Consider the following 15,068-nt stretch of genomic DNA (forward strand, 5'->3'; position numbering starts at 1 on the left):
TTTCAGACGAATGCCTGGGTTCCGGTGATCGCCCTGCCGACGATCAGGGTGTTCATGTCGTAGGTGCCCTCGTAGGAGTAGACGGCCTCGGCGTCGGCGAAGAAGCGGGCGACGCCGTGGTCGAGCTGGATGCCGTTGCCGCCGAGGACGGCGCGGGAGCGGGCGACGACGTCCCGCATGCGGGCGGTGCAGAAGGCCTTGGCCATGGCGGCGTGCTCGTCGCGGCGCGTGCCGGCGTCCTCCATCTGGGAGACCCGGACGCAGACGGCGAGGCCGGCGGTGACGTCGGCGAGCGATTCGGCGAGCTTCTGCTGCACGAGCTGGAAGGAGGCGATGGGGCGGCCGAACTGCTCGCGTTCCTTGGCGTAGCGGACGGCGGCCTCGTAGGCGCCGACGGCGATGCCCATGGCCTCCCAGGCGACGCCGACCCTGGTGGGGCCGAGGACGCCGGCGAGGTCTTTGAAGGAGTCGATCCGCTGGAGGCGGTCGCTCTCGGGGACTTCGACGCCTTCGAGGGTGATGTCGGCGTTCTGGACGCCGCGCAGCGACTGCTTGCGCTCGATCTTCTCGGCCTTGAAGCCGGGGGTGTCCTTGCGGACGATGAAGCCCTTGACCTGGCCGTCGTCGGTGTCCTTGGCCCAGATGAGGGTGATGTCGGCGAAGGTGGCGTTGCCGATCCAGCGTTTGGCGCCCTCCAGGACCCAGGTGTCGCCGCGCCGGGTGGCGGTGGTGCGCAGGCCGCGGGCGGTGTCGGAGCCGGCGAGGGGTTCGGTGAGGCCGAACGCGCCGATGATCTCGCCGCGGCCCATGGGCGGGAGCCATTCGGCCCGCTGGGCTTCGGAGCCGCCGACGCCGATGGCGCCCATGGCCAGGCCGGAGGTGACGCCGACGAAGGTGGCGAAGGAGGCGTCGACGCGGGCGATCTCGACGGCGGCCCAGCCGCGGAAGAGGGCGCTGTTGGGGAAGCGGCGCGACTCGGGCCACGTGGTGCCGATGACGCCGGTCGCGGCGATGCCGGGGACGAGGTGGCGGGGGAACTCGGCGCGTTCCCAGTAGTCGTCGGCGATGGGCCGGACCTCGGTCTCCATGAACTCGCGGATGCGGAGCGCCGCCTCCTGCTCGACGGGCGTGAGGAGGTCTTGGAAGGCGTAGAAGTCGGCGTCGAGCCCGGTGGGCGTTTGGGTGGTCATCGAGTCTCCTTTCGGACCGGGCCGCTGAAACCGACCGGTCGGTATGTCACTAGTATGCTCGTATCCCGCTGTCCGCTGCACCCCCGGAGGAGCCCCAGTGACCTACCGCCATCCGTTCCCGCTGCGCTGGAACGACAACGACCAGTACGGCCACATGAACAACGCCGTGTACTACGAGGCCATGGACTCCGCGGTCAACACCTGGATGATGCGCCGCGCCGCCCTCGACCCCGCGGGCGGGGTCATCGCCCTCGCGCGGGCCTCGTCCTGCGAGTTCCTGGCCCCGGCCTCGTTCCCCGAAGTCCTGGAGATCGACGTCGCCGTGGCCCGCCTGGGCTCCACATCGATCACCTGGGACCTGGCGATCCTGCGCGAGGGCGCGGCCGACCGGGACGCGGCGCTGGCGCTGGGCCGGTTCACGCACGTCTTCGTCGACCGCGAGCGCCGGCGCCCGGTGCCGATCCCCGCGCCGATCCGCGCCGCCGTCGAGGCGGAGCTGCGGATCGGCGAGGACGCCACGGCTTAATCCCCGAAGGCCTGCTGGAGCTCGCGTTTGAGGACCTTCCCGCTCGCGCCGAGCGGGAGGGCCTCGACCACGTGGACCACGCGCGGGTACTTGTAGGCGGCGACCTTCTCCTTCATGTACGCCACGACCTCGGCGGCGTCGACCTCCGCGCCCGCGGCGGGGACGACCGCGGCGTGCACCTCCTGGCCGTGCGTCTCGTGCGGCACGCCGAAGACCGCCGCCATGGACACCGCCGGGTGGCGCGCGAGGACGGCCTCCACCTCGGTCGGGTAGACGTTGTAGCCGTTGCGGATGATCATGTCCTTCTTGCGATCCACGATGGCGACGATGCCGTCGGCGTCGACGGTGCCGAGGTCCCCGGTGCGGAACCAGCCGTCGACGACGGCCGCGGCGGTCGCGTCGGGCTTGCCGAGGTAGCCCTTCATGAGGTTGTGGCCGCGCACCACGATCTCCCCGAGCGCGCCGGGCTCGGTCAGGAGCTCGACGCGGTCCTCGGTCTCGGGGTCGGCCGCGGCGACGTCCACGCCCCACAGGCTCCTGCCCACGGTGCCGGGCCGGATCGGCTCGTCGACGTTGTTGAACGTGGCCGTGGGGGAGGTCTCGGTGAGCCCGTAGCCCTCGTGGACCTGCGCGCCGAAGGTCTGCTCGAACGCCTCCAGGAGCGCCACCGGCAACGCCGCGCCGCCGGAGACGGCGAAGCGCAGCGGCGGGCGCTCGGGGTTGCGCTTGGCGGCCTCCACGATCTGCGCGTAGTTCGTCGGCACCGCCGTGAACACCGTCGCCCGGTACTGGACCAGCAGCGCCAGGGCCTCGTCGGGGTCGAACTTGGGCAGCAGGATGATCGAGGCGCCGCGGCGGAAGCCGATGTTCATCACCGCCATCTGCCCGAAGGAGTGGAAGAACGGCAGCCCGCCGTAGAGGACGTCGTCGGGCCGGACGTCGAAGGAGTCGATGAGGGCGCAGTGGACCTGCTCGACCATCGCCAGGTGCGAGCCGACCGCGCCCTTGGGGGTGCCGGTGGTGCCGGAGGTGTAGAGCACGGTGGCGGCCGCGAGCGGGTTCATCGACACGTGCCGCTCGATCGGGTCGGCCTGCGCCGCTTCGGCTTCGAGCCGCGCTACGGGCGCGCCGCCGACCTCCAGGTCCTCGGGGGCCAGGACGGTGACGAGCGGGACGCCGGCGCGGGCGGCCGCGGGCGCGGCCTCGGCCAGGAGCGGCGCGGCGGCCACGAGCAGGTCCGCCTCGGCGTCCCGGAGCACGAACGCGATCTCGTCGACCTTGAACAGCAGGTGGATCGGGACGACGACCGCGCCCAGCGCGAGCGCGGCGTAGTAGACGCGCGGGAAGTCCGGCACGTTCGGCACGAGCATCGCCACGCGCGAGCCGCGGCCGACGCCGCGGGCGGCGAGCGCGCCGGCGTAGGCGCGGGTCTGGTCCCACAGGGCCCCGTACGTGATGGTGTGCCCCATGCAGTGCAGGGCCGGGGCGTCGGGCCGGCGGCGGGCGGTCTCGGCGAGGATGGCCGCGATCGAGAGGGTCCCCTCGCCGGGTCCGTCGATCGCGTGGTCGGGCTGGTGCGTCATTGCACGACTCCTTCCAGAGTGGCTGCGGTTCGCGGCCGGAGCTCGGCTTTGCCGAGGGCGGCCAGGTGGACCTCGTCGGGGCCGTCGGCCAGGCGCATGGCCCGGGCCGCGGCGAACATCTCGGCGAGCGGGTGGTCGCCGCTGAGGCCTGCCGCGCCGAAGAGCTGCACGGCGCGGTCGAGGATGCGCTCGACCGCTCGGGGGACGGCGATCTTGATGGCCTGGATCTCCCGGCGCGCTTCGCGGTTGCCGACGGTGTCCATGAGCCAGGCGGTCTTGAGCACCAGCAGGCGCAGGGCCTCGACCTCGACGCGGGCCTCGGCGGCCCAGGTGCGCACGACCCCTTGGCCGGCGAGGGGACCGCCGAAGGCGACGCGCTCGTTCGCCCGCTCGCGCACCAGGTCGAGGGCGCGTTCGGCCATGCCCAGGGCCCGCATGCAGTGGTGGATGCGCCCGGGACCCAGGCGGGCCTGGGCGATCGCGAAACCCTCGCCTTCGGCGCCGAGGAGGTTCGCGGTGGGGACGCGGACGTCGTCGAAGACGATCTCGGCGTGGCCGCCGTGGTCGCGGTCGTCGTAGCCGAAGACGCTGAGCGGGCGGATCACGTGGACGCCGGGGGTCTCGCGGGGGACGAGGATCATCGACTGCTGGCGGTGGCGGGCCCCGTTCGGGTCGGTCTTGCCCATGACGATGAGCAGCCGGCAGTCGGGGTTCATGGCGCCGGTGGCGAACCACTTGCGGCCGTTCACGACGTACTCGTCGCCGTCGCGGTGGATGCGGGTGCCGATCTGGGAGGCGTCCGAGGAGGCCGTGTCCGGTTCGGTCATGCAGAACGCCGAGCGGATCGAGGCCTCCAGGAGCGGCTCCAGCCACCGCTCGCGCTGCTCGGGCGTCCCGAAGTGCGCCAGGAGTTCCATGTTGCCGGTGTCGGGCGCGGCGCAGTTCATCGCGGCGGGGGCGAGCCGGGGACTGCGGCCGGTGAGCTCGGCGACGGGCGCGTACCGCAGGTTCGACAGGCCGCCGCCGCGGCCGTGCTCGCCCGGCGGCAGGAACAGGTTCCACAGGCCCCGTTCGCGTGCGACCGCCTGCAGCTCCCGCACGACCGGGCGCACGGTCCACTCGTCGGGCGTGGCCGCGAGCTGCTCGGCGAGCACCGGTTCGGCCGGTAGCACGTACTGGTCGATGAAGGACCGGGCCTCGTCGGTGAAGGCGCAGGTCATCTCGTCGGGTCGGAAATCCACAGGCCCTCCTCGGCCAAGGGCGCGACGAGCGCGCCGATGCGGTCGAAACCTTCGCCGACGGTCTGCCCGCCGACGAAGCGGTAGTGCACGCCCTCGAGGATCACCGCGAGCTTGTAGCACGCGAAGGCGCGATACCAGCCCAGTTCGGGGACGGCGATCCCGGCGCGGGCGGCGTAGGCGTCCACGACCTCGTCGAAGTCGGGGTAGCCCGCGCCGGGGACGATCGCCCCGGCCGCGCTCTCGCCCCCGGCGAGAGTCCTGATGTGCCAGTACATGCCGAGCATCCCCAGGTCCACGAGGGGATCGCCGAGGGTGGCCATCTCCCAGTCGAGGACCGCGGCGACGCGCGGGGCGTCGGCGGGACCGGCGACGAGCATGTTGTCGAGCCGGTAGTCCCCGTGCACGATCCCCGCCCGCATCCGTCCTTCGGGGACGGTGGCGGCCAGGCGCTCCTGCAGGGCGTCCAGGGCCGGCTGCTCGCGCGAGCGCGAGGCCTCGTACTGGCGCCGCCACGTGCGCATCTGCCGCTCCAGATACCCGTCGGGGCGGCCGAAGTCGCCCAGGCCCGCCGACTCGGGGTCGACGCCGTGGAGGTCCGCGAGGATCTCCGCGACGCCGATCCCGAGCCGGTGCAGGCCCTGGGGGGTCCAGGCGGCGTTGCGCGCCGGGTCGTCGAGGACGGTGCCCTCGACCAGTTCCATGACGAAGAAGACCGTGCCCGTGACCTCCCCGGCCGCGGTGTCGTCCACGACGTCCACCGTGGGCGGCACCGGGACGAGGCCGCGCAGGGCCGAGATGACCCGGTGCTCGCGGCGCATGTCGTGCGCCGTGGGCAGCGCGTGGCCCAGCGGGGGCCGGCGCAGCACCAGCGGCGTCTTCGCGCCCTCCACCCGGTAGGTGAGGTTCGAGCGCCCGCCGTCGATCAGGGCGGCGCGCAGCGGTCCCTCGCCGGCGAGCCCGGGGTGCTCCCGGGCCAGCCAGCGGCCGAGTCCGGCCACGTCCAGGCCCGGTAGGCCGTTCGCCTCGGTCATCGGTCTCCTTGCTCCATCAGGGTCGGTGCTTCACGGCGTCGCGGTTCCCCGCGACGGTCACTGCGGGATGCCCTCGTTCTCCAGCGGGACGGGGCTCGGCTCGACGGGGGTCACGCTGCCGGAGGCCACCTCGTAGGCGGTGCCCACGTAGTCCTGGACGCCCTCGTTCACGATCGTGATGCCCACGCCCCGGTACGCGGCGTGGTCGTCGGCGCTGTAGGACAGCGGCAGGATGCCGTTGCCGAGGATCTCGCCCGACTCGAGCGCGGCCACCAGGGACTCGCGGGTCGGGTCCTCGCCCGCGGCGGCGAGGGCCTCGGCGAACAGGTAGCCGACGCTCATGCCGAAGACGGTGTTGCCGGTGAACGGCGCGCCGTCGTTGTACTCCTCGTTGATCCGCTCGAACAGCGCGACCCACTCCCCGTCGGGGCTGAACGGCAGGTAGTTGACGCTCACCATGCCCTGCAGCAGCGTCGGGGCGAGGTCCTCGCCGAGGTACCCGACGAGGGTCGGGTAGTCGGCGCCCGAGGAGGAGACGTACCACTGCGGGAACCACTCCATCTGCGCGGCCGTGCCGACCGCCATCGCGGTGAACCCGTTGATGGTGCCCAGCACGTTGATCTCGCACTCGGCGGCCATCATCGCGCCGATCTGCGCGGTGAGGTCCTCCGCGGAGGTCGTGTAGGTCTGGACCTCCGTGACGGCGTTGGAGCCGATGACGGCCTCGACGCCCTCGATGATGCCCTGCCCGTAGTCGTCGTCCTGGCCGAGCACGCAGATCTTCGCCCCCGGGGACTGCTCGACCGCGTACTGAGTCAGGGCCGCGGCCTCGGTGACGTAGTCGGCGTTGAACGCGAACGTGTTCTCGTAGACCTCCGGCTGGTTCCACGTCAGGGACCCGGAGGAGACGAACAGGTCCGGGACGCCCTGCTGGTCGAGGTAGTCCAGGACCGAGGAGTGCGTGGGCGTGCCCAGGCCGTTGACGACCGCGAAGACCCCGTCCTCGGTGACGAGCTCGCGCACGACGGTCTGGGTCGCGGCGGGGTCGTACGCGTCGTCCTTGACGATGTACTCGATCTCGCGGCCGTGGATGCCGCCGTTGTCGTTGACGTAGGCGAAGTAGGCCGCGGTGGCGGCCGAGATGGTGGAGTACCCGGCGGCGGCGGGCCCGGTGAGGGGCTGGTGGGTCCCGATGGTCACCGTGTCGTCGGTGACGCCGGGGACCGACTCGTCGTCGCCTCCCGGGGTGCTGCACGCGGTCAAGGCGAGTGCTGCCGCGGCTGCCGCCGCGCTCGTGATGGTTCTGGGTCGCATGGATCCGATCACCTCTCTGTGGTCGTCGTAGGGGTTGCGAGGCGTGAGGGCCGGGCGGCGCGGAGCCGGTCGAGCAGGCGGGCGGCGCCGCCCGGCCAGGCGAGGGTCATCGCGATGAGACCCGCGCCGAAGAGCAGCACGGCGAGGTTGCCGTCCAGGCGCTGCCCGAGGTCGGAGGGAACGGCGGCGACGAGTTCGTCGACGATCCACGGCAGGAAGACGATCAGGACCGAGCCGATCGCGGCCCCGCCGATGCTGCCCAGGCCGCCGACGACGGCCGCGACGACGAGCAGCAGGGAGAACGCCAGGCCGTAGCCGCCGGGCGTGACCTGCTGGGTCGCGATGGCCAGGATCGCCCCGCCGAGCCCGGCCGGCACCGCGCTGGCGACGAAGGCCCCGGCTTTGACGAGCCCGGGGTCCACACCGGAGAGCCGGGCGGCGGTCTCGTCGTCCAGGACCGCCCGCATCCGCAGCCCGGCCCGGCCCGAGCGGAGCATCACCAGCGGGGTGACGGCGACGGCGGCGATGACGATCGCCAGCCAGGCGTGCCACTGCTCCAGCGCGATGAGGGCCGCGAGGGCCTCGGGCACGGCGAAGAACGGGGCGCGGGCGCCCTGGTCGGCCCCCAGCGGCAGCGTGCTCGCGGCCGAGGGCAGAGCGATCACGAGCGCGAGTGTGAGCCCCGCGAGGTAGGGGCCGCGCAGTCGCGCGGCGGCCATGCCCAGCAGCAGCCCCAGGAGGCCCGCGACCGCGACGGCGGCGACGAGGCCGACCAGGAGCGCCAGCGGCCACGGTCCTTCGACGGCGGAGGCGGCGAACGCGAAGCCGTACCCGCCGGCGGCCATGAGGACCGCGTGCCCGAGCGAGAGCTGCCCGGTGAGGCCGACCAGGACGGTGAGTCCGGCGACGGCGGCGAAGCAGGCCGCCACGGTGGCGAGTTGGTAGTTGCGGAAGGGATCGAGACCGAAGGTCGCGCCGATCCCCAGGACGGTGAGCAGCAGGGCGCGCAGAGGGATCTTCATGCGGTCCGGGCCTCCTTCGCGCTGAAGACGCCGCCGGGTCGCACCAGCAGGACGAGGGTGAGCAGCGCCAGCACCGCGAGCGGCGCGGCGGACGCCGAGGCGTAGCCGGTGACGAGGCTGACGAGCAGGCCCACGCCGACCCCGGCCAGGAGCGCCCCGATGGGGGAGTCGAGGCCGCCGATGACGGCGACGGCGAACGCGTTGACGAACAAGAGGTCCACCGCGTGCGGGTTGAGCCCGAGTTCGGTGGGCACCAGCAGCATCGCGGCGAGTGCGGCGGTGGCGACCGCCAGCGCCCAGCCGAGGGTCACCATGCGCGGCACCCGCACGCCCAGGAGCCGGGAGGTCTCGGGGGCGAAGGCCGCGGCCCGCAGCTGCAGTCCGAGGGAGGTCCGTCCGAACAGGAGCGCGAGGGCGCCCATGACCGCCGCGGCGGCGATCAGCGTGAACAGGTCGTACGGGGAGAGCACCGGTACGCCGCCGATGAGGAAGGGCCGTTCGGAGAACGGCGGGTGCATGGGCCGGTGCTCGGGTCCGAAGGCGATGGCCAGGCCCGCTTGGAGCATCATGACCAGGCCGATGGCGACGATGATGCCCGGCAGCGGCGCGTGCGCGGGGAGGCGTCGCATGAGGCCGCGTTCGACGGCCGCGCCCAGGAGCGCCCCGGCGGCGAGGCCGGTGAGCAGGCCCGCCCAGTATGAGCCGGTCGCGGCGGTCACCGCGAAGGCCGCGTACACGGCGGTGACGGCCATGGCCGCCTGCGCGAAGTTCACGACTCGGGCGGCGCGCCAGACGATCACGAGCGAGAGGGCGAACAGCGCCAGGACCGCGCCGCGCGCGAGTCCGGCCGAGATCAGGAAGACGAACCGGTCCATCAGCGCTCCTCGGTTCCGTGCCGCAGCGGCGCCGGAGCGGCGAAGACCGGCGGCGCTGCCAGGCGCGGGAGGGCGGATCCGCGTCGGCCGGCGGCCGCGTCGCGGACGGGAAGGCGTTGGTGTGGTGCCATCAGAACCCCAGGTAGGCGTGACGGAGGGCGGGGTCGGCGGCGAGCTCGGCGGCCGGCCGGTCGGCGACGACCGCGCCCAGGGAGAGGACGACGCCGCGCTGGGCCACCGACAGCGCGCCGGTGACGTTCTGCTCGGCGAGGAGCACGGTGAGGCCGGTCCGCGCGGCGGTGTCGCGCAGGACGCCGAGGAGCTGCGCGGTCGCCTGCGGTGCGAGGCCGAGCGAGGGCTCGTCCAGCAGCAGGACCTCGGGGCGGGCAAGGAGCGCGCGGGCGAGGGCGAGCATCTGGCGTTCGCCGCCCGAGAGGGTGTGTCCGGCGGCGTCCCGGCGCCGCTCCAGCGGCGGGAACAGCGCGTACATCTCCTCGACGGCGGCTCTGCGGGCGCGGGGGCGGTGGCGCCAGAGCCCGCCGAGGCGGAGGTTCTCCTCCACCGTCAGCTCGACCACGACGCCGCGTCCTTCGGGGACGAGCGCGAGGCCGCGGCGGACGCGGTCCTCAGGGGACAGGGCGGTGAGGTCGCGCCCGCCCAGGAGGATGCGCCCGGAGCGGGCGGGTTCGAGTCCGGCGAGGGCCCGCAGGAGCGTGGTCTTGCCGGCGCCGTTGGCGCCCAGGAGCGCGACGACCGCGCCCGCGGCCACGTCGATCCCGAGCCCCTCGATGACGGGCGCGCCGTCGCCGTAGCCGACGGTGAGGTCCTCGACGGCGAAGGCGCTCATGCGGTCCCGCCTTCCTGCTCGGTCGCCGCGCCGACGGCCTCCAGCCCGAGGTAGGCGGCCTCGACCGCGGGGTCGCGCTGCACCGCTTCGGGGGCGCCCGAGGCGATGACCTGGCCGAAGTCGAGCACCACGATCCGGTCGGCGACGTCCATGACGAAGTCGACGTGGTGCTCGACGAGCAGGACGGCGCAGCCGGTGTCGGCGACGCGGCGGACCGTGGCGGCGAGCGCGTCGATGTCGGCGGCCCCGAGGCCTCCGGCGGGCTCGTCCAGCAGGAGCAGCGCCGGGTCGGCGACGAGGGCGCGGGCGAGGGCCACGCGCTTGCGCTCGGGGTAGGGGAGGGTCCCGGCGGGCCGGTCGGCCAGGTGCAGCAGGTCGAGTTCGTCCAGGCGGGCCCGGGCGCGGGCGGTCGGGTCGTCGACGGGGAGGCGGCACAGCGGCACGAGCACGTTCTCCAGCACGGTCATGTGCTCGAAGAGCCCGAGGCCCTGGAGGGTGCGGGCGACGCCGGCGGCGAGGAGCCCGGTGGTCCTGGCCGGGGCGGGCCGTCCGCCGATGCGCACGGCGCCCTTGCGGGGCTTCACGAGGCCGCACACGGCGTTGAACACGGTGGTCTTGCCGGCGCCGTTGGGGCCGATGAGGGCCACGGTCTCGCCGTCGTGGACGGCGAAGTCGACGCCGCTGAGGGCGGTGAGGCCGCCGAAGGCCACTTCGAGGCCGTCCACTTCGAGCCGGGGGGTCGCGGGGGGAGGGGTCGTCATCGTCGTACTCGCACCTCTTCGTGTCGGAGTAGGGTCACCATATCGCGAATACCGACCGGACGGTATGTGCTGAGGACAGTGAATCCATATCGATATCTTCACGGCTCGGGAGCCGGGTGCTAGGTGTGCGGGATGCCGGCGGTCATGCCGCCGTCGACGACGATCTCGGCGCCCGTGAGGTAGGCCGAGGCGTCGCTCGCGAGGAACACGACCGTGCCCGCCAGGTCCGCCGGCGCGCCCGGGCGCCGCAGCGGGATGACGAGCCGATCGGGGTCGATCCGAGTGGTCATGTCGGTGGCGATGAACCCCGGGTGGACCGAGTTGACGCGGATGCCGTCGGGCCCCAGCTCCACGGCGAGCGACTTGGAGAGGCCGCGCACCGCGAACTTCGAGGCGGTGTACCCGTGGAGGCGGACGCTGCCGCGCAGCCCTTCCACCGAGGACACGTTGACGATGGAGCCGCGCCCGGCGGCCTTCATCGCCGGGACCACGGCCCGGCAGCCGAGGAACGTCCCGGTGAGGTTCACACTGATGACCGCGTTCCACTTCTCGAGCGTGAAGTGCTCGATCGGCGCGGCGTTGGCGATCCCGGCGTTGTTCACCAGCACGTCCACCGCGCCGAACGCGTCGACGGTGGCCGCGACCGCGCGGTCCCAGGCGTGCTCGTCGGTCACGTCGAGCTCGATGAAGCGGGCCGCGTCGCCCACCTCGTCGGCCAGGGCCTTCCCCTGGTCGGCGAGTATGTCGGCCACGACCACGCGCGCCCCGGCGTCGGCGAGCGCGCGCACGTAGGTCGCGCCGATGCCGCGCGCGCCCCCGGTCACGATCGCCACGCGCCCGTCCAGGCCGCTCATGCGTCCACCTGCACCACGAGCCTGCCGGTGGTCGCGCCGCCCGCGAGCCGCTGCACGGCCGAGGCCGCGTCGGCGAAGTCCACGACCTCGCCGACGACGGGCCGCACGGCGCCCTCGTCCGCGAGGCGGACGAGCTCGGCGTGGGCGTCGGCGACCAGGTCGGGGCGGCGCTTCTGGTACAGGGCCCAATGCAGGCCCAGGACGCTGTAGTTCTTGACCAGGGCCAGGTCGGCGCGCACGGGCGGGATCGCGCCGGAGGCGAAGCCGACGACCACGATGCGGCCCTCGAACGCGACGCAGCGGGTCGAGCCTTCGAAGGCGTTGCCCCCCACGGGGTCGAACACGACCTGAGCGCCGCCGAGGCCCTTGACCGCGTCCACCCACGCGTCTTCGCGCAGCAGGACCTCGGTGGCCCCGGCGTCCTCGGCGACCGGGACCTTCGCGGCCGAGCCGACCACGCCGACCACGGTGGCCCCGGCCGCGGCCCCGAGCTGGCAGGCCGCGGTGCCGACGCCCCCGGCGGCGGCGTGGACCAGGAGCGTCTCGCCGCGCTGCAGGCCCGCGCGGCGGTGGAGGCCGAACCACGCGGTCTGGTAGGCGATGAGGAGCGCGGCGGCGGACGCGTCGTCGAGCGCCTCGGGCGCGGGATGCACCGACCAGGCCGGGACGGCCGCGTACTCGGCCATGACGCCGATCTTGGAGGCGACGACGCGCTCGCCGACCGCGATGCCGGTGACGCCCTCGCCGAGGGCGACGACGTCGCCGCACAGTTCGATGCCGGGGACGAACGGCAGCGCGGGGCGTTCCTGGTAGTGGCCGCGGGCGAGCAGCACGTCGGGGAAGTTCACGGCCACGGCGCGGGTGCGCAGGAGGACCTCGCCGGGGCCGGCCTGGGGCCGGTCGACCTCGTGGAGGCCCATGACCTGCTCGGGTTCGCCGTGGGCGGTGACGCGCCAGGCGCGCATGGTGTCAGCCATCGGTGCTCCTCTGGTCGGGGGTGCGGGGTGCGGGGTCAGGCATCGGTGTCCCTGATGCCGCGCAGGAACAGCTCGGTGAGTTCGGCGGCCACTTCGTGCCGGTCCTCGGGGCCTTCGGCGGAGAACCAGTGCGGCAGGTAGTGCACGTCCGAGAAGAAGTGGGCGATGAGCACGGCGGTCGACACGTCCCGGCGGAAGCGGCCTTCGGCCTTGCCGCGGTCGATGAGCTCGGCGAACTTGTCGTGGTATTGGCGGCGCCGCTGCTTGACCTCCTTCTGCCGCTCGGGGGTCAGCATGTGCTGGCTGCGGAAGAAGATCGTGCCCTCGGGCAGGAAGTCGATGGAGGTGAGGATGACGTCCTCGCAGACGGCCCGCAGGACGTCCTCGGTCTCGCCGCCGGCGGCGGTGATCTCGTCCAGCCGTCGCTTCTGGAGGGAGAGCATCCGCTCGTAGATGGCGAAGAGGAGGTCGTCCTTGGAGGTGAAGTAGTGGTACATGGCGCCTTTGGTGACGCCCGCGGCCTCCACGATCTGCTGCACGGAGGTGTTGGCGTAGCCCTGTTCGGCGAACAGGTTGAGGGCGGCGCGGAGGACTTCGTCGGCGACGTTCTTGGTCTTCATGGCTCCCATCCTTCACCCCGCCTGGCGGATGCTCGCGCCGCCGTCGACGAGGAGGGTCTGGCCGGTGACCCACGCGGCGTCCTCGGAGAGGAGGAACGCGGCGGGCCCGGCGACGTCGTCGGGCTCGCCCAGGCGCGCCATCGGGTAGGCGCGGACGACCCGGTCCTCGCGGCCCTCGTAGAGGGCTTTGGAGAGCCGGGTCTTGACGACCGCGGGGGCGAGGGCGTTGACGCGCACGGCCGGGGCGAGCTCGTCGGCGAGCTGCATGGTCAGGTTGACCAAGGCGGCCTTGGAGATCCCGTAGAAGGCGATGTTCGGGCTCGCGGAGGTGCCCGCGATCGAGGCCATGTTGACGACCGAGCGCAGGCGGCCCGCGGCGGCGGCGGCCTTCGTCCACTCCAGAGCGGCGACCACGTTGACCTCGAAGATCTTGCGGGCCGCCTCCAGGTCCATGTCGATCAGCGGTCCCCAGACGGGGTTGACGCCGGCGTTGTTGACGAGGTGGTCGATCCCGCCGAAGCGCTCCACGGCATGGCCGATCGCGGCGGCGCGGTGCTCGGCGTCGTCGGCCTTCCCGGCGACGCCGCTCGCGCGCTCCTCGCCGAGCGAGGCGACGGCGGCCCGCAGGGCGTCCTCGTCGCGGCCGGTGATGACGACGGACGCGCCCTCGGCCACGAGCCGCCGGGCGACGGCCAGGCCGATGCCCCTGCTCGCGCCGGTGATCACGGCGACGCGGTCGGCGAATCTCAGCATGCACAGCTCCAAACCGTCTGGTCGGTATGTGGTCCACACTACCATGCGCCCCCCGCTTCGGAAACCCTCCGGCGACCCAGTGCACGGCCGCATGAGGGCGGTGGCGGCGAACGGAGTCCGCGGTGGCACAGGCCGGTTTGCTCCTCGGCCGGGCCGCGAAGCCGCGGTGCGCAGGCGCTCAGCGGGGCGGGCGGTCGCGGAAGGCCTCGACGAATCTGAGGGCGGCGATGAAGCGCTGCTCGTGCCTGGCGGCGGCGTGGCGGGTCTGGAGGCGTTCGCACAGTTCGGCGAGGGCGGTGGCGAGGTCGTGCATGATCGGGCCCTGCTTCCCCGTCCCGGCCAGCGCCATGAGCATCGCGAGCCAGGCCGGGCCGTGGTCGCGGAAGTTCAAGTGCAGGTTCCGCTCGCCCTGCCGGTCGGCCGCGATGAGCAGATAGTGGACCTCGGTCGCGATGCGCCACGCGAGGTTCGGGTGCGTGGCGGCCAAGGCGTCGACGGCCGGTTCGGCGGCGTGCAACGCGACGGCGGCGAACCCGAGGTCGCAGCGGGCGCTCACCGTCGGCGGGGCGGCCCGCCCGGCCGGATCGGGGCAGAGCCGCTCGATCAGGCCCGTGTCCAGGAACGCCCCCATGCGCGCGGCCGTCTCCAACGCGCCGCGCAGCGTCAGCGGCGCGGGCGCGGTCACCGGTCCGGCCCCGGGGCAGTGCTTCGCGAGCAGGTCGCTCGCGCCGCGCGCCAGCCTGGTGCGCCCGGCGGCGGCATGGAGCGCGGCGGCCAGCCGCAGGCTGTCGCGCAGCAGCTCGACGGTGCCGTTCGGCGTCGCACCGGCGGGGACCGGCCCTGCGGCGATGAGCATCCGGGCGGCCTGGTCGGCCGCCCCGACGGCCAGATCCGGGTCCGCCGCCCGGTAGAAGACGCGCGCGGCCCGCGCGATCGCGTCGGCCAGCGTCAGGAAACCGGGACTCCCCGGATGGCCCGCGTCCACGTCGTCGAGCAGGCTCAACGCCGCGTCCGCCTCGGTCGCGGCCGTCAGATACCGCCCGGCGCGCACGGCGGCCTCGGCCAGGTCCAGGCGCACGGCGGCCCGCTCCACCGACCCGACCTCCAGGCCCGTGGCGATCGCGACCCGCTCCCGCTGCGCCGCATACGCTTCGACCAGTTCGCCCACCGCCGTGTGCGACGCGGCGAGGTCGGCCAGCAGTTCGGCGAAATCGCTCCTGGTCGCCCGGTCCTCGGGGTGCACGGCCAGGCAGCCGCGGAACTCGCCCTCGGCATGGGCGTACACCGCCAGGGCGCCTTGATGGTTGCCGGCGGCCGCGAGTTTCGCGGCGTCACGGTGGGTCCGCCGGGCATGACGCCGATTGGGCATTCGGACTCCTCAATGAGGGATCGAGGCGGTCGGGCGCGCCGTCTGCCGGGAACGGACGCGCCTGCGTCGGCCCTTCATCGTAGACGCAGGCGAACGCCCGCACCC

Annotated in this window: 15 protein-coding genes; 1 reads left to right on the top strand and 14 read right to left on the bottom strand. The window is 73.4% G+C overall.

Features of this window, described 5'->3' with window-relative positions; all coding sequences use genetic code 11:
• Positions 1-2: 2 nt before the first annotated feature.
• Positions 3-1,190, bottom strand: a complete 1,188-nt coding sequence (locus K3N28_RS09030; RefSeq protein WP_228092165.1) for an acyl-CoA dehydrogenase family protein — start codon at positions 1,188-1,190, stop codon at positions 3-5.
• 97 nt (positions 1,191-1,287) lie between these two features.
• Here K3N28_RS09030 and K3N28_RS09035 point away from each other — a divergent pair, with 97 nt between their 5' ends.
• Positions 1,288-1,716 carry a thioesterase family protein gene (locus K3N28_RS09035; protein ID WP_228092166.1) on the top strand — a complete coding sequence of 143 codons (429 nt, stop codon included), beginning with the start codon at positions 1,288-1,290 and terminating at the stop codon, positions 1,714-1,716.
• On the opposite strand, the gene K3N28_RS09040 is transcribed toward K3N28_RS09035, so the two are convergent.
• The 13 genes from K3N28_RS09040 to K3N28_RS09100 form a co-directional block, all read right to left on the bottom strand.
• Positions 1,713-3,299 (bottom strand): long-chain fatty acid--CoA ligase, encoded by a 1,587-nt coding sequence (locus K3N28_RS09040; protein WP_228092167.1) that lies wholly within the window; start codon positions 3,297-3,299, stop codon positions 1,713-1,715. The two genes, K3N28_RS09035 and K3N28_RS09040, sit on opposite strands and share 4 nt — an antisense overlap.
• Positions 3,296-4,540: an acyl-CoA dehydrogenase family protein gene (locus K3N28_RS09045; protein ID WP_228092168.1), complete on the bottom strand. Its 1,245-nt coding sequence runs from the start codon at positions 4,538-4,540 to the stop codon at positions 3,296-3,298. Before K3N28_RS09045 ends, K3N28_RS09040 begins: the two co-directional genes overlap by 4 nt.
• Positions 4,516-5,571 carry a phosphotransferase family protein gene (locus tag K3N28_RS09050; RefSeq protein WP_228092169.1) on the bottom strand — a complete coding sequence of 352 codons (1,056 nt, stop codon included), beginning with the start codon at positions 5,569-5,571 and terminating at the stop codon, positions 4,516-4,518. Before K3N28_RS09050 ends, K3N28_RS09045 begins: the two co-directional genes overlap by 25 nt.
• Before the next feature lie 57 nt (positions 5,572-5,628).
• Positions 5,629-6,885: an ABC transporter substrate-binding protein gene (locus K3N28_RS09055; RefSeq protein WP_228092170.1), complete on the bottom strand. Its 1,257-nt coding sequence runs from the start codon at positions 6,883-6,885 to the stop codon at positions 5,629-5,631.
• 8 nt (positions 6,886-6,893) lie between these two features.
• On the bottom strand, positions 6,894-7,907 hold the full coding sequence (locus K3N28_RS09060; protein ID WP_228092171.1) for a branched-chain amino acid ABC transporter permease: 1,014 nt from the start codon (positions 7,905-7,907) through the stop codon (positions 6,894-6,896).
• Entirely contained in the window at positions 7,904-8,782 is an 879-nt protein-coding gene (locus K3N28_RS09065) for a branched-chain amino acid ABC transporter permease (RefSeq protein WP_228092172.1), read from the bottom strand. The genes K3N28_RS09060 and K3N28_RS09065 overlap by 4 nt, the downstream gene beginning before the upstream one ends.
• Before the next feature lie 130 nt (positions 8,783-8,912).
• Positions 8,913-9,629, bottom strand: a complete 717-nt coding sequence (locus K3N28_RS09070) for an ABC transporter ATP-binding protein (RefSeq protein WP_228092173.1) — start codon at positions 9,627-9,629, stop codon at positions 8,913-8,915.
• On the bottom strand, positions 9,626-10,390 hold the full coding sequence (locus K3N28_RS09075) for an ABC transporter ATP-binding protein (RefSeq protein ID WP_228092174.1): 765 nt from the start codon (positions 10,388-10,390) through the stop codon (positions 9,626-9,628). Before K3N28_RS09075 ends, K3N28_RS09070 begins: the two co-directional genes overlap by 4 nt.
• Positions 10,391-10,509: 119 nt before the next feature.
• Positions 10,510-11,244, bottom strand: a complete 735-nt coding sequence (locus K3N28_RS09080) for a glucose 1-dehydrogenase (RefSeq protein WP_228092175.1) — start codon at positions 11,242-11,244, stop codon at positions 10,510-10,512.
• Complete coding sequence (locus tag K3N28_RS09085) at positions 11,241-12,221, bottom strand: NADPH:quinone oxidoreductase family protein (RefSeq protein ID WP_228092176.1); 981 nt, start codon at positions 12,219-12,221, stop codon at positions 11,241-11,243. The genes K3N28_RS09080 and K3N28_RS09085 overlap by 4 nt, the downstream gene beginning before the upstream one ends.
• A gap of 35 nt (positions 12,222-12,256) precedes the next feature.
• Entirely contained in the window at positions 12,257-12,841 is a 585-nt protein-coding gene (locus tag K3N28_RS09090) for a TetR/AcrR family transcriptional regulator (protein WP_228092177.1), read from the bottom strand.
• A 12-nt stretch (positions 12,842-12,853) separates the two neighbouring features.
• A complete protein-coding gene (locus K3N28_RS09095; RefSeq protein ID WP_228092178.1) occupies positions 12,854-13,594 on the bottom strand; it encodes an SDR family oxidoreductase in 741 nt (246 codons plus the stop codon).
• 178 nt (positions 13,595-13,772) lie between these two features.
• Positions 13,773-14,963 carry a hypothetical protein gene (locus K3N28_RS09100; RefSeq protein WP_228092179.1) on the bottom strand — a complete coding sequence of 397 codons (1,191 nt, stop codon included), beginning with the start codon at positions 14,961-14,963 and terminating at the stop codon, positions 13,773-13,775.
• Positions 14,964-15,068 lie beyond the last annotated feature (105 nt).

This window comes from Glycomyces sp. TRM65418 (assembly GCF_019710475.1).
GTDB lineage: Bacteria > Actinomycetota > Actinomycetes > Mycobacteriales > Micromonosporaceae > Glycomyces.